The following is a 19,954-nucleotide window of genomic DNA, read 5'->3' as shown; positions in this document are numbered from 1 at the left end:
CCGGGGGCGGACCGGAGGCGTCCGGTCAGGGGCGTACCACCGGACCGCGCAGGCTCACCACCGCAGTGGCCGCCGCGCACCCCGCAGCGATCAGGCCGCACGCCGCCGTCGTCGAGCCGAGTGCTTCCCAGGGGACGTCCAGTGGCGAGCGCGGTACGCCGAGCACCGCCAGAGCGCCGTGTATTCCGGCCAGATTGAGGGCTGTCACCACCGCGCCGAGGATCGCGCCGACGGCGACTGCCGTCACCGCCTCCGCAGCCGCCAGCCGGAGCAGTTGGGGACCGGTCGCCCCGGTGAGGCGGAGCAGTGCCAGTTCACGGGTCTGCTCCGGGGCAGCCATGAGCAGCGTGTTGGCCAGCGAAATCGCGGTGTAGAGGAGGGCGATACCGAGCACCACCGCATAACCTGCGAGGGTCCGCCGGTCCGGTTCCGGGCGGGCCGCGGCCAACCATTGCGTACTGCTCCGCACTTCGGTGCCCGGGATCGCCGCGGCCGTCCGGCGCAATGCCTCGCCCACCGCCTCCCGGTCCGCGCCGGGGGCGACGGCGACGTCGATGCGGTCGACGGTGGATCCGGGGGCGTTGCGAGGAGTGAGGTACACGCCGTTGTCGCCGGTGCCGGCGCGGACGACGGCCGCGATACGCAGGGTGGCACGGGAGCCGTCGCCCCGCCACAGGGCGACCGTGTCACCGACGGTGTGCTGTTCCCATGCGTCGTCGACGATGATCGAAAGGTCGTCGAGACGGGTGGCGTCGCCCGCGATCAGCGGCAGACGGACGGTGGTGGTGAGGGCCGCGGGGTCGGTGGCGCGCGCGTCGGAACGGATCAGGGCGGCGCCCTCCTCCCGTACGAAGACGGCGGAGGTCGCCGAGGGGAAGACCCGGGCCCCGGGCACCGCCCGCAGCCGGTCCACCGTGTCCGCGGCGAAGCCGCCGGGATCGGTGGTCGTGAGGATGTGGTCCGCGGCGGTACGGGAGCGGATCTCGGCGGCCCGTGCCCCGTCGAGGGTGGCCACGGTGCCGAGGAGTGAGCCCGCGAGGGCGACGGTCACCAGGACCGGCGCGGCCACCGCGGCCGTACGCCGCACCCGGGCCGACGCGTTTTCGCGCACCAGCAGTCCGCCCGCACCCGGCCGCCGGGCGGGCAGCCACGTCAGCAGCCGCGCCAGCGGCCGTACGAAGGCCGGGACCAGCAGCGCGAACGCGGTGACCAGCAGGAGCGGGCGGCTGGTGTAGGTCTTGCGGTGCAGCAGGTCGGCGGGATCGTTCACCAGGGCGTACCCCAGTGTCCCGGCCGCGGCCGCCAGCACGAGGACACCCCCGGCGTACCGCCCCCACGGAGCGGTACGGGCGTCGGCCGAGGCGTCGCGCAGCGCCTCCAGCGGATCCGTACGGCCGGCTCGCCACGATGCGGCGACGACGCCCGTGGACGCGATCAGCAGGCCGGTCCAGAAGGCGAGCCCGTAGGGCCAGATGCTGCCCGTGGCGGTGACGGCGCCGGTGAACCAGACGGGTGCGACCTCGTTCGCCACCATATGGCGGGCCAGCTGCGGGGCGCCCCGGGAACCCAGCAGACAGCCGGCCGCGGCCGCCACCGCTCCCACGGCGAGAGCCTCGGCCAGCAGCATCCTGCGGATCTGGCCCGGGGTTGCTCCCGCCGTCCTCAGCAGGGCGAACTCCTTGCGCCGCTGCACCACGGCGAACGCGAAGGCCGACGCGGTGACCAGCACGGAGACGAAACCGGTGATTCCGGCGGCGGTGCCCAGCAGCGCGTACAAGGCGACGACGGCCTGTTCCTCGCGGTGCGGATCGGGGTCCGCGAGACGGCGGTCCGCACCGGTGAGGACTCGGAGCGCGGGCGGTGCGCCTGCTTCGGCGGTACTGGGCAGGAGGTCGGCGACCGCTGCGCGTACGGCCTCCGGGGGCGCGTCGACGACCACTTGGTCGATGCGCGGAGAGAGCGCGGCGGCCCTGCGGTCGGTGTAGAAGACGGCGTCCTCGAAACCGAGGTCGCGTACGGTGCCGACGACCGCGACCGGGCCCGCCGCCGTCCGGAGGACCTCGCCGGGCCGGGCCCGGGTGCCGGTCACGACGACCTCGCCGGGGGCCTTCGGCGCGCGCCCCGACGTGAGGGTGTACGGGGCGAAGGCCGCCGTCGACCAGGGGTGGCCGGTGAGCACTTCGGGGCCGGTGCCGATCCGGACCGGGAAGGAGCGGTCCGCGACCGTGCGGCCGAGCGCGGCCAGCTGCCCGAGCTGATGGGGGGTGAGGGGACGGGGATGGGCGAGCGGCGCGGTGCGGATCCCGACGGGGGTACGGACGGTCAGCTCGTTCACCGGCCTGACGACGGTCGGCGCCTTGGCGAACCGCTGCGGACCCTGGACCGGGGCGTCCGCCGCTGCCGCCAGCGCCAGTCCCATGGTGGCGATGATCCCGGTGCCGAGTGCCAGGGCGACGAAGGTGCCGAGGAAGCCGGTCCACCGCAGGCGCAGGGTCCGCAGCGCGATGCTCAGCACCGTGCGGTCGCTTTCCGTGCCGCGGCTGCCTCCAGTCCGGCCAGCCGGGCGGCCACGGACTCGGCTTCAGGGCAGACGAGTTCGCCGGTGATCCGGCCGTCGACCAGGAACACCACCCGGTCCGCGCGGGCGGCCGCGACCGGATCGTGCGTCACCATGACCACGGTCCGGCCGTCGCGGTCGACGCTCTCCCGCAGCAGGTCGAGGACCCGGTGGCCGGTCCGGGTGTCGAGCGCGCCGGTCGGCTCGTCGCCGAAGAGGACGTCCGGGCGGGTGATCAGGGCCCGGGCCAGCGCCACCCGCTGCTGCTGACCGCCCGACAGTTCGGCGGGCCGGTGCCGTGCCCGGTCCGCGAGGCCCACCCGGTCGAGTGCCGCCCGCACATCGTCTTTCCCGGGTCTGCGCCCGGCCAGGCGCAGCGGCAGCGCCACGTTCTGCTCCGCCGTCAGCGCGGGCAGGAGGTTGAAGGACTGGAAGACGAAGCCGATACGGCTGCGGCGCAGCAGGGTGAGCCGCCGTTGGCCGAGGCCGGTCAGCTCGGTGTCGCCGAGGCGGACCGAGCCGGAGGTGGGGCGGTCGAGCCCGGCCGCGCACTGGAGCAGGGTCGATTTACCGGAGCCCGAGGGGCCCATGACGGCGGTGAAGGAGCCGCGGGGACAGGACAGGCTGACGTCGTGGAGCGCGGTGACGGCGCGGTCGCCGGAGCCGTGGACGCGGGAGACCGAGCGGAGTCGGAGGACAGGGACGGGAGGGGGCACGGTGACGGGGGCGCGGTGTCCGGACGGGGGTGCGCAGGAGCCGGGGTCCGGGGAAGCGGTGCGGGGTCCGGTGCCGCCGCCGGAATCCAGGGAGCCGCAGGCCGGTGTGATGATCGGATCGGTGGGGTGGGCGGGGTTCGCGAGGTGCTTTCCGGGGATCCTTCGGCCGTTTCGGCGGCGGGGGTCCTTGCCGGTGTTCCTGCTGGTCGTCATGGGTTCAGCCAACCGGCGGAAGCGTGGGAGCGCAGGAGGGCAGGGCCGAGTTCCGGGGTAGGGCCGGCCCTACTCTCCGGGGTCTGTCCACCGGGTGTGGGGAGGCTCTGTCCACAGGCATGGCGGGGTGACGGCCCGGACTTCTACCGTTCTCGTATGCGTGATCGAACCCTCTGGCAGGCGGTCGCCTGTCCCCGCTATCTCCGCTCCATGTGGCCGTGGCGCGGCGTGCTGTACGTGCTCACGGGCGCCGTCATGGGCCTGCTCGTGCTCGTCGGGCTGGCCCTGGCGGTGGTGGTCGCGGGCGCCGGAGCGGTGGTCGTCGTGGGACTGCCGCTGCTGCCGGCGCTCGGGCTGGCCGGGATGCCGGTCGGGCGCTGGGAGCGGAGAAGGCTCGCCCTGGTCGGCGGCGCGCCGGTGGCCGATCCGCACGAGGAGCCGGACGCACCCGGCCTCCGGGCCTGGTTGCGGACGCGCTACCGGGAGGGGGCGACCTGGCGTGAGCTGGGCTATGCGGTGCTGCTCGCCGGGCTGTTGTGGCCGTTGGACGCCTTGGTCGTGGTGCTGGCCCTGGGGGTGCCGGCGGGGCTCGCCGCGGTGCCGGTCCTGATGGCGACGGCCGGGGGCGGTGCGCAGGCGTCGGTGCTGAAGCAGTGGACGGTCACCTCGTGGCCGGTGGCGTCCGCAGTCGCCGCGCTGGGGGTGCTGCTGCTGGCCGCCGGTCTCTACGCAGTGGGGGTGTACGCGGCGGCCCGCGCCGAGCCGGCGCGACTGCTGCTGGCCCGGCGCGACCCCGGAGGCACCGAACTCGGTGCGCGGGTTGCGGAACTGACCAGCTCACGGGCGCGGCTGGTCGACGCCTTCGAGGCAGAGCGCCGCCGTATCGAGCGCGACCTCCACGACGGAGCCCAGCAGCGGCTGGTCGCGTTGACGATGACGCTGGGGCTGGCCCGGCTGGATGCCCCGCCGGGGCCGCTCGCCGGGCAACTGGCCACGGCACACAGGGAGGCGGGTCTGGCGCTGGGCGAACTGCGGGAGTTGATCCACGGAATCCACCCCAAGGTGCTCACCGACTACGGACTTCCGGCGGCCGTCGCGGACGCGGCCGACCGGTCGGCCGTGCCGGTCGACATCGAGCTGGGACTTCCGGGGCGGCTGCCGCAACCGGTCGAGACAGCCGCCTACTTCGTCGTCTGCGAGGCGCTGACCAATGTGGACCGGCACAGCGGGGCATCCCGGGCGGTCGTCACCGGGGGGTATCTGGTGGACCGGTTGTGGCTGGAGATACGCGACGACGGGTGCGGCGGCGCGGAAGCGGCAACGGGTGGCGGAGCGGGAGCCGGGGCCGGTTCAGGACCGGACCCGTGCGCGGCCCCCCGGACAGCGGGTGCGGGTGCGGATGCGGGGGCCGGGACGGGTGCCGGGGCCGGCGCGGATTCCGCGGTGCGGAGGGGTACGGGGCTGACCGGGCTCGCCGACCGAGTGGCCGTACTGGATGGCAGACTCTCCCTGTCCAGCCCGCCCGGTGGGCCGACCCTGTTGCGTGTGGAGATCCCGTGCGAGTGGACCGATCCCTCCGTGTAGTGCTGGCCGAGGACAGCGTGCTGCTCCGGGACGGTCTGACGGGTCTGCTCACCCGCTGCGGCCACGAGGTCGTTGCGGCCGTCGGGGATGCCGAGGCGCTGCTCGCCGCCGCCACCGGGCATACGCCGGATGTCGTGGTCACGGATGTGCGTATGCCGCCGGGGCTGACCGACGAGGGGCTGCGGGCCGCGGTCCGGCTGCGGGAACTGCGGCCGGGGCTGCCGGTGCTGGTCCTCAGCCAGTACGTGCAGCGTTCGTACGTGGCCGAGTTGCTGGACTCGGGCGACGGTTCGGGCGTCGGCTACCTCCTCAAGGACCGGGTCGGTCATGTCGAGGAGTTCGTCGACGCGCTCGGGAAGGTCGCGGACGGTGGCACGGTCGTCGACCCCGAGGTCGTCCGGCAGCTGCTCCGCCGCCGCAGGGATCCACTGGAGAAGCTGACGGCACGGGAGAAGGAGGTGCTGGCGCTGGTGGCGCAGGGGCGGTCCAACGGGGCGATCGCCCGTGAGCTGGTGGTCACGGAAGCCGCGGTCGGCAAGCACATCGGCAGTATCCTCACCAAGCTCGACCTGCCGCCCGCCGAGGACTCCCACCGCAGAGTGCTCGCGGTACTGGCCTATCTGCGGTCGTAGGGGGTTTCTGGTGGATCGGGCCGGATGAGCAGGCCGCCCGGGGCCCGCGAACCCGCAAGAACCATGGGAAGCGACCTGGCAGCGTGGGGCGGGGCGCCTCGCCGGACGGGCAGCTTCGGGAAGGCCGGGCAGTCCCGGGAAGTCCGGGAAGCCGGGGAAGTCCGGGACGACAGGAAAGCGGGGACGACAGGTGTTCGATCTCATTGTGATCATCCGGGTGCGGGCGGGCGACGGCATACCGGCGGTCGCGGACGCGCTCACCAGGATGCGTCCGATGTGTCTCGCCGAAGACGGCTGCCTGAGCTGGGAGGCGTACCAGTCGGACGAGGAGCCGGGGCGCTTCGTCCTCGTCGAGCGGTGGGCGAGCCGCGGCCACTGGGAGGCCCATGACACCGGCGCCGCGATCCAGGACGTCTACCTTCCGGAGATCCTGCCGCGGGTCGAGCGCGAGGTGCATCCCAGCAGACCGCTGCGCCCTGCCGGGGCCTGAGCCACCCGGCCGTCATCGGTGCCCCGGCGGCCGAGGCGCCGATGACGGGACGGCCCGATCCGGTCGGCGCGGCAGGGCCCGGGGCGCTCCGGCGCGGCCGCGCCTCGGGCCGGAGGCGGGTGGTGCGGGATGGTTCAGGGGCAGGGGCAGGGGCAGGGGCAGGGGCCGGCTCAGGCGAGGGGTTTGGCGAAGCAGCGGACGTCTTCGTGGTGCCGGTAGTGGCCGAAAGTGGTGGGTGCGGGCGAATAGCCGGACGAGGCGTAGAGCGCGATCGCCTCGGGCTGTTCCGAGCCCGTGCTCAGCACCATCCGGGTCCGGCCCGCGATCTTCGCGTCGTCCTCCAGGGCCGCCAGGATCCTGCGGGCCAGCCCGCGGCCGCGCGCCTGCGGGACGACGTACATCCGCTTCAGTTCCGCGTCGCCGTCCGCGTAGCCCTCCGGATTGTCGTCCTGGGCGCGCCAGCCGCCGGTCGCCAGCGGCTCCCCGGCTTCGTCGTAGGCGATCAGGAACAGCCCGAGCGGCGGGGCGAACATCGACGGGTCGAGAGGGGTCGCGTCGCCGTTGTCCTCGGGGCCGTACCGCTCCACGTACTCCAGCAGCACCTCGTTGCTGAGCCGTACGGCATCGGGGTGGTCAAAGCCCACCTTTCGTATGTTCATGCAGCTCATCGTACGGTTCGGGTCCCCGGTGGCGGGGCGGTTCCAGGGGGTGGCGGCGCGGGGGAGCGGCCGGGCTGTCAGTGCGCCGGGTTAGGCTGCCCCGATGCTGACCGTGACTTCCGTGAACGTGAACGGCCTCCGCGCGGCCGCCAAGAAGGGCTTCGTCGAATGGCTCGCCGCGACCGGGGCCGATGTGGTCTGCCTCCAGGAAGTGCGGGCCGAACCCGAGCAGCTCCCGGAGGGGGTGCGGAGCCCGGAGGGCTGGTTCACCGCGCATGCGCCGTCCTCCGTGAAGGGACGTGCCGGGGTGTCCCTCTACACCCGGCGGGAGCCCGACGCCGTCCGGACCGGCTTCGGATCGGCGGAGTTCGACGGCAGCGGGCGCTATCTGGAGGCCGACCTCCCCGGTGCCGTCGTCGCCAGCCTCTATCTGCCGTCCGGCGAGGTCGGAACGGACAAGCAGGATGAAAAATACCGGTTCATGGATGAATTCCTGCCATATCTGCGCGATCTGCGGGCCCGGGCGGCTGCGGACGGCCGGGAGGTCGTGGTCTGCGGCGACTGGAATATCGCCCACCGGGAAGCCGATCTGAAGAACTGGCGCGCCAACCGGAAAAGCTCGGGCTTCCTGCCCGAGGAGCGGGAGTGGCTGACCCGGGTGTACGAGGAGGCGGGGTACGTCGACGTGGTCCGCGCCCTCCATCCGGACCAGGAGGGGCCCTACTCCTGGTGGTCCTACCGCGGCCGGGCCTTCGACAACGACACCGGCTGGCGGATCGACCTCCTCGTCGCCACCCCCGGGCTGGCCGACCGCGCGGTCAAGGCGTACGTCGAACGGGCCGGCAGCCACCCGGAGCGATGGAGCGACCACGCCCCGGTGACGGCCGTCTTCCAGCCGTAGGGGGCAGAGTCGACGGGTCAGGTGTGCAGCGCCCGGTCCAGGGCCATCGACAGCTCCGCGTCCACGACCGACCTCGCCAGCGGGCGCAGCCTGTCGATCCCGGTGGCCGGGTCCTGCGCCCCGCCCACCGCATGCTCCCGGGCCAGTCCGGTGAAGAGTTCGGCGAGCGCGTCCGCATGGACCCGGATCCGCCGGGCCGCCGCCAGCACGGCCGACAGCGGTACGCCCTCCCGGACCAGCGCCGACGACACCTCCAGCAGCTCTCGGCTGAGGTGCACGATCTCCTCCCCGTCCACCGCCAGATAGCCCAGTTCCAGCGCGGTGGCCAGATCCCCGGGAGTGAACCTTCCCTCGAAACGGTCGGCCAGCTCCTCCGGGGTGAGCCGGACGGGGGTCTGGTCCGTGGGCCCGTCGAGGCCGAGGATCTCCCGGACGTCCCGCCCGCTCTCGAACGCCGCCGCCAGATCCGCGATACCGGTCAGGGTGTGGCCCCGCTCCAGCAGGGCGGCGATCGTCCGCAGCCGGGCCAGATGGTGATCGTCGTACCAGGCGATCCGGCCCTCCCGGCGGGGCGGCGGCAGCAGTCCGCGCTCACGGTAGAAGCGCACGGTGCGTACCGTGATCCCGGCCTGCTCGGCCAGCTCCGCCATGCGGTATTCGCGTCCCTCTGCCACGGACGAAGCCTATGACGGCCCCGCGGCGGTCCTCCGCTTCCCCCGTACGGCCGGGCTACCGCCCGGTAGCGTCCTGCCCTATTCTCCCATTGCGCCAGTGGTTACTGGCGCGATGGGATGGGGCTCTGCCCGCGTACGGCTGGTACGCGAGCACGGCACGGCACGGCATGACACTGCTGGCACCGCTCGGCACGGCATGGCACTCAGCACCGCTTGGCACGGCGGCACGGCTCGGGATAAGAGACCCCGCATGATTCACGCGATCGCACCCTACGCAGAGACGCCCTTACGAACCTTCGCCCCAGGAGGCGATATGGACCGGCAGCGGCAGGCGCACCACGGCACGGAGCGACAGGAGGAGGATGCCGGACTGCCCCGGCACGTCCGGGTCGCGATCGTCGGCTCCGGTTTCGGCGGGCTCGGCGCAGCCGTACGCCTGCGCCAAGAGGGCATCACCGACTTCGTCGTCCTCGAACGCGGCGACGCGGTCGGCGGCACCTGGCGCGACAACACCTATCCGGGCGCCGCCTGCGACGTCCCCTCCCACCTCTACTCGTACTCCTTCGCCCCCAACCCCGACTGGCGGCGCGCCTTCTCGCAGCAGTCGGACATCCGCGCCTACACCGAGCAGGTGACGGACGTCTTCGGCATCCGGCCACATCTCCGCCTCCATCACGAGGTATGCCGTCTGACCTGGGACGGCGCCGCCCTGCTCTGGCGTATCGAGACGACCGGCGCCGATTTCACGGCGGATGTCGTCGTCTCCGCGACCGGCCCGCTCTCCGATCCCGTCGTCCCCGACGTCCCCGGGATCGACGGCTTCCCCGGCGAGATCTTCCACTCCTCCCGCTGGGACCACGGCACCGAGCTGAGCGGCAAACGCGTCGCCGTCATCGGAACCGGCGCCTCCGCCGTCCAGATCGTGCCCCGGGTCCAGCCCGCGGCCGCCGCGCTCACCGTCTTCCAGCGCACCCCGCCCTGGGTGCTCCCCAAACTGGACCGGCCCATCACCGCGGCCGAACGGCTCCTCCACCGGCATATCCCGCTCACCGCCGCCGCCCGCCGGGGCGCGCTCTGGGCCGTACGCGAACTCCAAGTGCGGGCCTTCACCCGCGGCACCGGCGAGATGGGCGCCGCCCAGGCCATCGCCCGCGCCCATCTCGCCCGGCAGGTCAAAGATCCCGCGCTCCGGGCCGCCCTTACCCCCACCTACCGGATGGGCTGCAAGCGGGTCCTGCTCTCCAACGACTACTATCCGGCGCTGACCAGGCCGAACACCACCGTCGTCGGGTCCGGTCTGGCGGAGGTCCGCGGTTCCATGCTCGTTGCCGACGACGGCACCACGACCGAGGCGGACGTGATCGTCTTCGCCACCGGCTTCCGGCCCACCAGCCTGCCCGTCGCGGAACGGGTCGTCGGCGCGGCCGGGACGACCCTCGCCGAAAGCTGGGACCGGGGCATGCGCTCCCTGCGCGGTACCGCCGTCGACGGCTTCCCCAACTTCCTGACGATCATCGGCCCCAATACGGGCCTCGGGAACTCCTCCATGATCCTGATGATCGAATCACAGCTGAACTATCTGGCCGACTTCCTGCGCCAGCTCAGGATCCTCGGCGGGCACACCGCACTGGCCCCCCGGCCCGAGGCGGTCGCCTCCTGGGGGGACTTCGTCGGACAGCGGCTGGAGCGGAGCGTCTGGAACACGGGCCACTGCCGGAGCTGGTATCTCGACCGGTTCGGCCGCAACACGACCCTCTGGCCCGGCACCACGGGCGAGTTCCGCCGGCTGCTGCGCGAGGTCGACCTCGGGGAGTACGAGATCATCCGCGCCGCCCCCGCGCCCGCATCCGCCGCCCCCGCGCCCGCATCTGCATCCGCGCCCTCCGCCCCCGCGCCCGCATCCGCCCCCGCGCCCGCCCCCTCCGCCCCCGCATCCGCGCCCGCCGCCTCGGGCCGCTCCGCCGCGGCCGCCGTGCCGTCCACCACCGCGCCCGCCCCGGAGGCCGCCGCATGAGCTGGAACCGCAACCACCCGGCCCCGGAACCGGCCCCCCGGACCAGGACGGCCGAATCGGCCGACGGCACCGCCCTCCATATCGAAGTCCACGGCTCCGACGACGCCCCGGCCCTCGTCCTCTCCCACGGCTGGACCTGCTCCACCCGCTTCTGGGACGCCCAGGTCCGGGCGCTGTCCGCCGACTTCCGGATCGTCGTCTACGACCAGCGCGGCCACGGCCGCACCCCCATGGGCCGGGTCTCCACGAGCGCCCTGGCCGACGATCTCGAAGCCGTGCTCCGCGCCGTACTCGCCCCCGGTGAACAGGCCGTCGTCGCCGGGCACTCCATGGGCGCGATGACCATCATGGCCGCGGCGGGCCGGCCCGCGCTCACCGAGCACGCCGCGGCCCTGCTGCTGTGCAGTACCGCCGCCTCCCATCTCGTCGAGGAGTGCACGGTCCTGCCCGGACGGCGCGGCGGACCGCGGACCCGGGCGACCCGGGCGATCCTGCGGTCCCCTCTGCCGCTGGGACCGGTCACCCCGCTCGGCCTGCCCGTGCTGCGCCGTGTCGCCCTGAGCCCGGCGGCCACCCGCGCGCAGGTCGCCGCCTGCGCCCGGATCGTGCACGCCTGCCCCCGGATCCCCCGGGCCGCCTGGGCCCATGTGCTCGACACACTGGACCTGACCGAGTCCGTACGGGCGCTCGACGTGCCCGCGGTCGTCCTCGTCGGCAGCGCCGACCGGCTCACCCCGCCCGTGCACTCCCACCGCCTCGCCTCGAACCTGCCCGACTGCCGCGGAGTCGCCGTCCTGGACGGCGCCGGGCATATGACGCCCGTCGAGCGGCCCCATGCCGTCACCGCACAACTGCGCTCACTGGCGGCGCAGTTCCTGGTTCCGGGCCACCCGGAGAGCCCGGCCCCGCAACGCGAGGAGCCCCCGCAACGCCAGGAGCCCCCGGTGCCGGAAGGGCCCCCGGTGCGGGACGGCGCCCAGGTCCGGGACGCGGGCGAGAAGGAGACGACTTCATGAGCGGCCGGCCCGTGACCGGCCCCGCGGCCCGGCTGCGGTCCGGTGGGCGGGGCCCCGGTCTCGAAGGACAGGTGGTGGTCGTCACCGGCGCCGCCCGCGGCATCGGTGAACTGCTCGCCCGCAAGCTCTCCGCGCGCGGCGCCCGCCTCGCCCTCGTCGGTCTGGAGCCCGACCGGCTCCGGGACGTCTGCTCCCGGCTGCACACCGAGGGCGCCTGGTGGCACGCGGACGTCACCGACGCCGACGCCATGGCCCGGGTCGCCGCCGAGGCCGCCGAACGGTTCGGCAGGGTCGATGCCGTCGTCGCCAACGCGGGCGTCGCCCTCGGCGGCACCTTCGCCGACGCCGACCCCGCGCTCACCGCCTGGCGGCGCGTCGTCGAGGTCAATCTGATCGGCAGCGCGATCACCTGCCGGGCCTTTCTGCCCGCCCTGCTGACGAGCCGCGGCTACTTCCTCCAGATCGCGTCCCTTGCAGCCGTCGTGCCCGTCCCGCTGATGACCGCGTACTGCGCCGCGAAATCGGGCGTCGAGGCGTTTGCGCACAGCCTGCGCGCGGAGGTGGGCCACCGGGGCGTCCGGGTCGGCGTCGGCTATCTGTCGTGGACCGACACCGATATGGTCCGGGGCGCCGACGAGGACGCAGTGATGCGCGAGCTGCGGCAGCGCCTGCCGTGGCCCGCGAACCGCACCTATCCGCCGGGCCCTGCCGTGGAACGCATCGTCACCGGTGTCGAACGCCGCTCCGCCCAGGTGTACGGGCAGTGGTGGCTGCGCGGCACGCTGCCCGTACGAGGTGCTTTCCCGGCGCTCACCGGGCTCGCCGCCGTGCGGGAGATGCGGCGGTTCGAAGGCCGGCTGAGGCGCGTGTCGAGGGGGCTGGTCGGCGCGGGCGGAGCCGCCGACGAAGCCGAACGCGCTCCGGAGAAGGGCGCGGTGACGGGCGGTGGAACCGACGGGGGTACGGGCGGGAGCCCGGCCACCGGCTAGGGCCTAGCCGCGCCCCGGGGCCGTGGGGAGTCCAACGGGTTCGACGGGTCCAGCGGGGTCGCGAGAAGTCCAACGGGCCCAACGGGTTCGACGGGTCCAACGGGTTCGACGGACCTCCCGTAGCGGTGTTCCGCCGGGACCGGACGCCCGCCCGGGTGGAACCGGCGCCGCGCCCCTGTACGCGAGGTCGGGCCGTCCGGGCGGGACCGGCGGCCGCGACCGCGTACCCGAGGTCAGTCGGCACCCGGCCGCGGCGGCAGCGGCGGGCGGCTGCGGTCCGGGACGTCGCCGTAGCCCGGGGGAGCCGCCGCCGGGTGCTTCTCCAGCATCTCCAGCGCCAGCCGTACCGCGTCGTCCAGACCCGCGAACCGGCCCTCCGCCCAGTCCAGCGGAGTCCGCAGCGCCTCCAGATCGGGCTCCACGCCGTGGTTCTCCACCGACCAGCCGTAGCCGTCGAACCAGGCCGCGTTCATCGGCACCGTGATGACGGTCCCGTCGCCCAGCTGGTGCCGTCCGGTGATGCCGACGACCCCGCCCCAGGTCCGGGTCCCCACCACCGGTCCGATGCCCAGCAGTTTGAAGGCGGCCGTGATCATGTCGCCGTCCGACGAGGTCGCCTCGTCGGCGAGGGCGACGACCGGCCCGCGCGGGGCGTTGGAGGCGTACGAAACGGGTTCGGCGTCCCGGGTGAGGTCCCAGCCGATGATCCTGCGGGTGAGGTTCTCCACCACCAGCTCGCTGATGTGCCCGCCCGCATTGCCCCGGACGTCCACGATCAGCGCCGGGCGCGACACTTCGAGACGCAGGTCCCGGTTGAACTGGGCCCAGCCCGAACCGCCCATATCGGGGATGTGGAGATAGCCGCAGCGCCCGTCGCTCAGCTCCCGTACGACGCCCCGGCGTTTGGCGACCCAGTCCTGGTAGCGCAGCGGCCGCTCGTCGATCAGCGGGACCACCGCGATACGCCGGGAGGCCGCGGCGGTGCCCGGCGGACCCGAGGCGCCGTTCGCTGTACGGAATGTCAGTTCGACCGTCGTACCGCCGGCCGCCGACAGCATCGGGAACGGACCCGCCACCGGATCCACCGGGCGGCCGTCGACATGGGTGAGGACGGCGCCCTCGCGGATGCCCGTACCGGCCAGCGGGGAGCGGGCCTTGGAATCGGACGAGTCGCCAGGCAGGATCCGCCGCACCACCCATCCCTCGTCCCGGCGGACCAGATTCGCCCCCAGCAGGCCCATCGGCCGCTGGTAGTGCGGCGGACCCTCGTTGCGGCGGGCGGGGGTGACGTACGCGTGCGAAGTGCCCAGCTCGCCGACGACCTCCCGCAGCAGGTCGGCGAACTCGTCCGGGGACGCCACCCGGTCCAGCAGCGGCCGGTACTGGTCGAGGATTCCGTCCCAGTCGACGCCGCTCATGCCCGGATCCCAGAAGTATGCGCGGATCAGCCGGCCCGCCTCCGCGTACGCCTGCCGCCACTCCGCGGGCGGCTCCACCTCGTGGTGGATCCGCCGCAGGTCGATGTAGACCGTCGCGTCGCCGTCGCCGGACTCGGTGGCCGGCTGGGCCCGCAACTCGCCCTCGTCGACGACGACCAGCCGGGTGCCGTCGCCGCTGACCGCGAACCAGTCGAGATGGTCGACCAGTTCGGTGCGGCGGGCCTTGGTGATGTCGAAGTGTTCGAGGGTGGGACGGCCCGAGGTGTCCGCCGGATTCACGAACGTCTCGCCCAGGGCGCCCGAGATCGGCCAGCGCAGCCAGACCAGTCCGCCGCCGCTGACCGGCTGGAGCGCCGAGTACTTGGAGGCGGCCACCGGGAACGGCGTCACCCGGCTCTCCAGCCCCTCGGTCTCCACGACGACCGTATGCGGGCCCGAGCCCGCGCCCGGATCCGTATCCGCGTCCTCTTCGTCGCCGGATCCGTCCCCGGCCGCGGCGGACGGTGCGGTGTCCGGCTCGTTCAGCGGGTCGAGACCACCGGCCGCCGGGCGTCCGTCGGGCAGCAGCGCGAAGGGCGACGGGGTCGCCGACGACAGCGGTACGAGATAGGGGCGGCAGCCCAGCGGGAAGGAGAGGTCCCCGGTGTGGACGTCGTACACCGGGTCGAAACCGCGCCAGGAGAGAAAGGCCAGATAGCGGCCGTCGCTGGTGAAGACCGGGTTCTCGTCCTCGAAGCGGCCGTTGGTGACATCGATGATCGTACGGTCCTTTATCCGCGCCATGCGGATCTGGCGCAGGCTGCGGCCCACGCCCGGCTGGGACCAGGCGAGCCAGGCGCCGTCGGGGGAGAAGGCGAGATCGGCGACGGGGCCGTTGAGGGAGCGGACCAGACGGACGACGTCCGTTCCATCGGCCGCGCCGTCCCCGCTGTCTCCGGTTCCGCCGGTGTTCCTGCCGATCGTCCCGGTCGCCCCGTCCGTCCCTTCCGGCTCACCGCTCACAGGCGCACCCGCAGCTGCCCCCGCCCCCGCCCCCGCCTCCGCAGCTGCACCCGCCCCCGCAGGCGCACCCGCAGCCCCGTTCCCCTTCCTGTCCCCGGCTCCCGCTTCCGTTCCCGTCTCTGCTTCCGCTTCCGGTCCCGCCTCCGCCGACTCGGGGTCCGTCGCGTCCAGCAGCAGCAGCCGGCCGTCGTGCGAGGCCACCGCCAGCCGGTTCCCCTGCGGGTCCGACACCAGCTCCCGCACCACCCCGAGCTGTCCCGGGGCCAGGGTGCGCGGCTCGCGCTCCCCGGTCGCCCGCGGCAGATAGGCGATCTCCACCGCGTCCGCGCCGCCCGCGTCGGTCACATACGCCACCCGGCCGCCGGTCCCCAGCATGACCGGCATCCGCACCCGTACCCCCGGCCGGTCCGCGATCGTACGGGCCGGTCCGTCGCGGTGCGTCAGCCAGTACAGACTGCCCCGCACCGATACCGCGCTCGCCCGGCCGGTGGCATCCACCGAGATCGCGTTCACATGGTCGGAGGCCGGGATCTGGTACGTCCTCCGGCCCGTGCGCGGCCCCCCGAGCCGTACCGCGGCCCGGCGCGGCACCGCGTCCGGCACCGTCAGATCGTCGACGATCCACAGTTCGCCCGCGCACTGGTAGACGACCCGGTCGCCGTCGCTGGATGCGTGCCGGGCGTAGAAGGCGTCGTGGTCGCTGTGGCGCCGCAGATCGGAGCCGTCGGGGCGGCAGGAGTAGAGATTGCCGATGCCCTCGTGGTCGGAGAGGAAGGCGATCCGGCCGCGGACGAACATCGGGCAGTCGAGATGGCCCTCCAGACCGGCCAGCAGCCGTTTCCCGTGCAGCCAGAGGCGGCCCGTCGCCCCGCCGCGGTAGCGCTTCCAGGCGGCGGGTTCGTGCGGCGGCTTCCCGGTCAGCAGCAGGGTGCGCCGCTCGCCGCCGATATCCGTGACCGCGAGGTCCGAGACCGGCCCCCACGGCAGCCGGCCGCCCGGCTCCCCGTCCAGGGGGACGCTGTACGCCCAGGAGAAGTACGAGAACGGCTGACCGTGCGACGAGACGGCGAGGACATGGCCGTCGGGCCCCCAGCCGCAGACCCGGGTGTCGAAGGAGCCCCAGTAGCTCAGCCGCCGGGACTCGCCGCCCGCGACCGGGACGATATGGATCTCGGGGTCCAGGCTCCGCCAGGTCGTATAGGCGATGAGACGGCCGTCGGGGGAGAAGCGGGGATGTCCGATCCGGGTCCGGTCCGCGGTCAGCCGCCAGGCGCGGCCCGGCTCGGCGCCCGCCGCGGCGAGGGGCGCGACCCAGAGGTCGTCCTCGGCGGCGAAGCACACCAAGTCGTCGTGGAGGTGCGGGTATCGGAGGTACGCCACGTCGTCGCTCACCCCCCAATGCTTTCCACCCGGCGGGCCCGGGGCAACTCGTGGACGGGGTGAACCCGATTCGCAGGGGCACGGTTGACTCCGTACCGGGTGAGGAAAGCCACAAGCGAAACGGAGACGTTTCGCTTCGGGCGTCGCCTACCCTCATGAGAGTACGAAACCGTTTCGTTTGGAACGGTCGTGGTGAGAACCCCGGCGAGGCCGTGGCGGACCAGCGGAAGGGAGGGCGACCGATGTCCCGCAGCCGACTGACCCCCGAGCGCGAGGCCGAACTCTTCGAAGCCGTGCTCGAACTGGTGCGCGAAGTCGGATACGACTCCCTGACGATGGACGCCGTGGCGGCCAGGACGCGCTCCAGCAAGGCGACGCTCTACCGGCAGTGGCACAGCAAGCCCGAGCTGGTGGCGACCGCGCTCCAGCACGGCGCGGGTCCCGGCGCCGACCAGGTCGACACCGGCAGTCTCCGCGGTGACTTCCGGGCCATGCTGGCGCAGACCAGCGCCAAGGAGATGGAGAAGGACTCCGCACTGCTGCGGGCCCTCGTCCACGCGGTCCACACCAACCCCGATCTGTACGACGCGCTCCGCACGAAGGTCATCGCACCGGAAGAGGCGGCGCTGCGGACGGTGATCGACCGGGCGGTGCGGCGGGGCGAGATCAGCGCGTCCAATCCGGCCAGGGAGTTCGTGCCCCATATGCTCTTCGGCCTGTTCTTCTCCGTCCAGATGATCGAGGACCGGATCCCGACCGTGGACTTTATGACGCGGTACGTCGACGCGGTCGTCCTGCCCGCGCTGGAGGCCCGATGACCGGGCCACCCGCCGGGTCCTGGCGCCCGGATCCCGCGGCGGCACGACGTGGTGCCGCCCTCACCCGCCGACCACCCCCGGGGCGGTCCATCACGAGGTGATGAACCCGAGGCGTCCCCAGCCCCGAGAGGTTCCCCGCCTTTCCCGGACTTCCGCGGGACCGGACTCCCATCCCGGACCACCGCGTACTCTTCCCCACCACCTCCCCATTCGCTTACGTACCACCAGCACCAACAGCACCACCGTCTGAACCATCAGCAACACCACCGGCACGACCAGCACCACCAGCAGCACCCGTACCTGACGCGCGCCGCTCTCGTCGTCGGGCCGACTCCCCCTGCCCTGTTCGTCTCACCCAACGGGAGAACGCCCTCGTGGCCACGTTCCTCTACAAACTCGGGCGGACCGCCTTCAGGCGCCGCAAGCTCGTCGCCCTGATATGGGTGGCCCTCCTCGTCTTCGCCGGGGTGGCGGCATCCTCCGCCGCCACCCCCAAGGACCCCGGTTTCGCGCTGCCCGGCACCGAATCCCAGAAGGCCTTCGACCTTCTTGAGGAGCGGTTCCCGGGCGGCGGCGCCGACGGTGCCACCGCGCGGATCGTCTTCAAGGCCCCGGCCGGTCAGAAGATGACCGACGCCAAGAACAAGGCCGAGGTAAACGAGGTCATCGGCGCCCTGAAGAAGGGCTCCACCGAGATCTCCTCGGTCGCCGACCCGTACGCCGAGGACGCCGTCTCCGAGGACGAGACCACGGCCTATGTCTCGGTCGCCTACAAGGTCAACTCCATGGAGCTGGCCGACAAGAGCAAGGAATCGCTGACCGAGGTCGCCAAGGACGCCCGGTCCGCCGGGCTGACCGTCGAACTCGGCGGTGACGCGACGATGGTCGAGCAGCACGCCGCCTCCAGCGAGATGATCGGCATCCTGATCGCCGCGATCGTGCTGGTCATCACCTTCGGCTCGCTGATCGCGGCCGGTCTGCCGCTGCTCACCGCGCTGATCGGCGTCGGCGTCGGCATCTCCACCATCACCGCCCTGGCGAACGTGCTCGACCTGGGCACCACCACCTCCATGCTGGCGATGATGATCGGCCTCGCGGTCGGTATCGACTACGCGCTCTTCATCGTCTCCCGCTACCGCGCCGAACTGGCCGAGGGCCGGGAGCGCGAGGAAGCGGCGGGCCGGGCCGTCGGCACCGCCGGCTCCGCGGTGGTCTTCGCCGGTCTGACCGTGGTCATCGCCCTGGCCGGACTCGCGGTCGTCAACATCCCGATCCTCACCAAGATGGGCTTCGCCGCCGCGGGCACCGTCGTGATCGCCGTGATCATCGCGATCACCCTGATCCCGGCGCTGCTCGGCTTCGCGGGCGACAAGATCCTCGGCCGCAAGATGCGCAAGGCCCGCAAGGCCGGCCGGGACCTGGACCAGGGCACGCGGGGCGGAAAGCAGAAGGCGGGCGTCCGCTGGGCGAGCTTCGTGCTGCGCCGCCCGGTCGCCGTCCTGCTGACCTCCGTGATCGGCCTCGGCCTGATCGCGATCCCGGCCGCTTCGCTCCAGGTCGGCCTGCCGGACGAGGGTTCGTCGTCGCCGGCATCCACCCAGCGCAAGGCGTACGACCTGCTCTCCGACGGCTTCGGCCCGGGCTTCAACGGTCCGCTGACCCTCGTCGCCGACGTCGAGGACAGCAAGGACCCGAAGGCCGCCGTCGACGAGATCGCCGCCGCCATCGGGAAGATGGACGGCGTGGCCGCCTCCGTCGCCGGGGGTCTGAACAAGGCCGGTGACGCCGGCATGATCAACGTGGTGCCCGAGGACCGGCCGTCGTCCGTGAAGACGGAGAAGCTGGTCGAGAAGATCCGCGGCGAGAGCAAGAAGTTCAAGGCCGACACCGGCGCGGTGGTCCTGGTCACCGGTGCCACCGCCCTGAACATCGACTTCTCGCAGAAGATGAACGACGCCCTCGTGCCGTATCTGGCGCTCGTCGTCGGACTGGCGTTCCTGCTGCTGGTGCTGGTCTTCCGGTCGATCCTGGTCCCGCTGAAGGCGGCGCTCGGCTTCCTGCTCTCGGTCGTGGCGGCGCTCGGCGCGGTCGTCGCGGTCTACCAGTGGGGCTGGCTGTCCGGCCTGTTCAACGTCGAACAGCCCGGCCCGATCATGTCGATGATGCCGATCTTCATGATCGGTGTGGTCTTCGGTCTGGCCATGGACTACGAGGTCTTCCTCGTCACCCGGATGCGCGAGGCGCATGTCCACGGCGAGCGTCCGGCCGAGGCGATCGTCACCGGCTTCCGCGACGGGGCCCGGGTGGTGACCGCCGCCGCGGTCATCATGATCGGTGTCTTCGCCGGCTTTATGAGCGCGGGCGAGCAGATGGTCATGATGATGGGCTTCGGCCTGGCGATCGCGGTCTTCTTCGATGCGTTCGTCGTCCGGATGGCGATCGTCCCGGCGGTGCTGGCCCTGCTCGGCGAGAAGGCCTGGTGGCTGCCGCGCTGGCTGGACAAGGCGCTGCCGAACGTGGACGTGGAGGGCGAGAAGCTCCAGCAGGAGCTGGCCCACCGGCCGCAGGACCCGGACGAGGACCGGCGCCTGGTCGGCGTCTGACGCGCCGCGCCCCCTCGGGGCGCCCGGACTCCGGAGCCGGGCGGCGACGGGCCGCACCCCCTGAGCGGGGGTGCGGCCCGTCGGCCGTTCGTATGACGCGGTCCGCCGGTCCGCCGGTCCGGGGGGGGGGGGGGGGGGGCGGGCCCCCCCCCCCCCCCCCCCCGCGGCCCGGCCCCCCCCGCGCCCCCCCCCCCGGGGGGCCCCCGCCCCCCCCCCCCCCCCCCCCCGCCCAGCCAACCCGCCCCCCGCCCCGGGCCGGGCGCGCGC

The 19,954-nt window shown here is 73.1% G+C and carries 14 protein-coding genes; 9 read left to right on the top strand and 5 right to left on the bottom strand.

Annotated features, from left to right (window positions below):
* Positions 1-25: 25 nt before the first annotated feature.
* On the bottom strand, positions 26-2,515 hold the full coding sequence (locus tag ACIQ9E_RS29050) for an FtsX-like permease family protein (protein WP_403712059.1): 2,490 nt from the start codon (positions 2,513-2,515) through the stop codon (positions 26-28).
* Complete coding sequence (locus ACIQ9E_RS29045; RefSeq protein ID WP_403712129.1) at positions 2,509-3,273, bottom strand: ABC transporter ATP-binding protein; 765 nt, start codon at positions 3,271-3,273, stop codon at positions 2,509-2,511. The genes ACIQ9E_RS29050 and ACIQ9E_RS29045 overlap by 7 nt, the downstream gene beginning before the upstream one ends.
* A gap of 369 nt (positions 3,274-3,642) precedes the next feature.
* Here ACIQ9E_RS29045 and ACIQ9E_RS29040 point away from each other — a divergent pair, with 369 nt between their 5' ends.
* The 3 genes from ACIQ9E_RS29040 to ACIQ9E_RS29030 all read left to right on the top strand — a co-directional run bounded on the left by ACIQ9E_RS29040 (position 3,643) and on the right by ACIQ9E_RS29030 (position 6,192).
* Positions 3,643-5,070 (top strand): sensor histidine kinase, encoded by a 1,428-nt coding sequence (locus ACIQ9E_RS29040; RefSeq protein WP_403712057.1) that lies wholly within the window; start codon positions 3,643-3,645, stop codon positions 5,068-5,070.
* Positions 5,070-5,702, top strand: coding sequence for a response regulator (locus ACIQ9E_RS29035; RefSeq protein ID WP_403712127.1), 633 nt, complete (start codon positions 5,070-5,072; stop codon positions 5,700-5,702). Before ACIQ9E_RS29040 ends, ACIQ9E_RS29035 begins: the two co-directional genes overlap by 1 nt.
* 190 nt (positions 5,703-5,892) lie before the next feature.
* Positions 5,893-6,192, top strand: a complete 300-nt coding sequence (locus tag ACIQ9E_RS29030; RefSeq protein WP_403712055.1) for a putative quinol monooxygenase — start codon at positions 5,893-5,895, stop codon at positions 6,190-6,192.
* A gap of 170 nt (positions 6,193-6,362) precedes the next feature.
* On the opposite strand, the gene ACIQ9E_RS29025 is transcribed toward ACIQ9E_RS29030, so the two are convergent.
* On the bottom strand, positions 6,363-6,851 hold the full coding sequence (locus ACIQ9E_RS29025; protein WP_403712053.1) for a GNAT family N-acetyltransferase: 489 nt from the start codon (positions 6,849-6,851) through the stop codon (positions 6,363-6,365).
* A gap of 103 nt (positions 6,852-6,954) precedes the next feature.
* Between ACIQ9E_RS29025 and ACIQ9E_RS29020 the strand changes: the two genes are divergently transcribed.
* Positions 6,955-7,752 (top strand): exodeoxyribonuclease III, encoded by a 798-nt coding sequence (locus tag ACIQ9E_RS29020; RefSeq protein WP_403712050.1) that lies wholly within the window; start codon positions 6,955-6,957, stop codon positions 7,750-7,752.
* Positions 7,753-7,769: 17 nt separating this feature from the next.
* Here ACIQ9E_RS29020 and ACIQ9E_RS29015 read toward each other — a convergent pair whose 3' ends face one another.
* A complete protein-coding gene (locus ACIQ9E_RS29015; RefSeq protein WP_403712048.1) occupies positions 7,770-8,426 on the bottom strand; it encodes a MerR family transcriptional regulator in 657 nt (218 codons plus the stop codon).
* 313 nt (positions 8,427-8,739) lie between these two features.
* On the opposite strand from ACIQ9E_RS29015, the gene ACIQ9E_RS29010 reads away from it, so the two are divergent.
* From ACIQ9E_RS29010 to ACIQ9E_RS29000, 3 genes are read left to right on the top strand one after another with little or no spacing between them, the layout of a single operon-like run.
* Positions 8,740-10,440, top strand: coding sequence for a flavin-containing monooxygenase (locus tag ACIQ9E_RS29010; RefSeq protein ID WP_403712046.1), 1,701 nt, complete (start codon positions 8,740-8,742; stop codon positions 10,438-10,440).
* Entirely contained in the window at positions 10,437-11,456 is a 1,020-nt protein-coding gene (locus ACIQ9E_RS29005; RefSeq protein ID WP_403712044.1) for an alpha/beta fold hydrolase, read from the top strand. Before ACIQ9E_RS29010 ends, ACIQ9E_RS29005 begins: the two co-directional genes overlap by 4 nt.
* A complete protein-coding gene (locus ACIQ9E_RS29000; protein ID WP_403712042.1) occupies positions 11,453-12,445 on the top strand; it encodes an SDR family oxidoreductase in 993 nt (330 codons plus the stop codon). Before ACIQ9E_RS29005 ends, ACIQ9E_RS29000 begins: the two co-directional genes overlap by 4 nt.
* A gap of 233 nt (positions 12,446-12,678) precedes the next feature.
* Here the strand turns inward: ACIQ9E_RS29000 and ACIQ9E_RS28995 are convergent, their stop codons facing one another.
* Entirely contained in the window at positions 12,679-16,278 is a 3,600-nt protein-coding gene (locus ACIQ9E_RS28995) for a S41 family peptidase (protein WP_403712040.1), read from the bottom strand.
* Positions 16,279-16,508: 230 nt separating this feature from the next.
* Here ACIQ9E_RS28995 and ACIQ9E_RS28990 point away from each other — a divergent pair, with 230 nt between their 5' ends.
* Both ACIQ9E_RS28990 and ACIQ9E_RS28985 read left to right on the top strand, forming a co-directional pair.
* Positions 16,509-17,084, top strand: a complete 576-nt coding sequence (locus tag ACIQ9E_RS28990; RefSeq protein WP_403712038.1) for a TetR/AcrR family transcriptional regulator — start codon at positions 16,509-16,511, stop codon at positions 17,082-17,084.
* Positions 17,085-17,458: 374 nt separating this feature from the next.
* Complete coding sequence (locus ACIQ9E_RS28985; protein ID WP_403712036.1) at positions 17,459-19,687, top strand: MMPL family transporter; 2,229 nt, start codon at positions 17,459-17,461, stop codon at positions 19,685-19,687.
* Positions 19,688-19,954 lie beyond the last annotated feature (267 nt).

It is taken from the genome of Streptomyces sp. NPDC094448 (assembly GCF_044763775.1).
In the GTDB taxonomy this organism is placed as follows: Bacteria; Actinomycetota; Actinomycetes; order Streptomycetales; family Streptomycetaceae; genus Streptomyces.
The sequence above is the reverse complement of the archived record's forward strand: the minus strand, read 5'-3'. Positions and strand labels throughout refer to the sequence as shown.

Bases quoted from the DNA above. Each gene is read 5' to 3' on its own strand.
- ACIQ9E_RS29040 (WP_403712057.1), top strand. From the start codon at position 3,643: ATGCGTGATCGAACCCTCTGGCAGGCGGTCGCCTGTCCCCGCTATCTC.
- ACIQ9E_RS29025 (WP_403712053.1), bottom strand. From the start codon at position 6,851: ATGAACATACGAAAGGTGGGCTTTGACCACCCCGATGCCGTACGGCTC.
- ACIQ9E_RS29020 (WP_403712050.1), top strand. From the start codon at position 6,955: ATGCTGACCGTGACTTCCGTGAACGTGAACGGCCTCCGCGCGGCCGCC.
- ACIQ9E_RS29010 (WP_403712046.1), top strand. From the start codon at position 8,740: ATGGACCGGCAGCGGCAGGCGCACCACGGCACGGAGCGACAGGAGGAG.
- ACIQ9E_RS29005 (WP_403712044.1), top strand. From the start codon at position 10,437: ATGAGCTGGAACCGCAACCACCCGGCCCCGGAACCGGCCCCCCGGACC.
- ACIQ9E_RS29000 (WP_403712042.1), top strand. From the start codon at position 11,453: ATGAGCGGCCGGCCCGTGACCGGCCCCGCGGCCCGGCTGCGGTCCGGT.
- ACIQ9E_RS28990 (WP_403712038.1), top strand. From the start codon at position 16,509: ATGTCCCGCAGCCGACTGACCCCCGAGCGCGAGGCCGAACTCTTCGAA.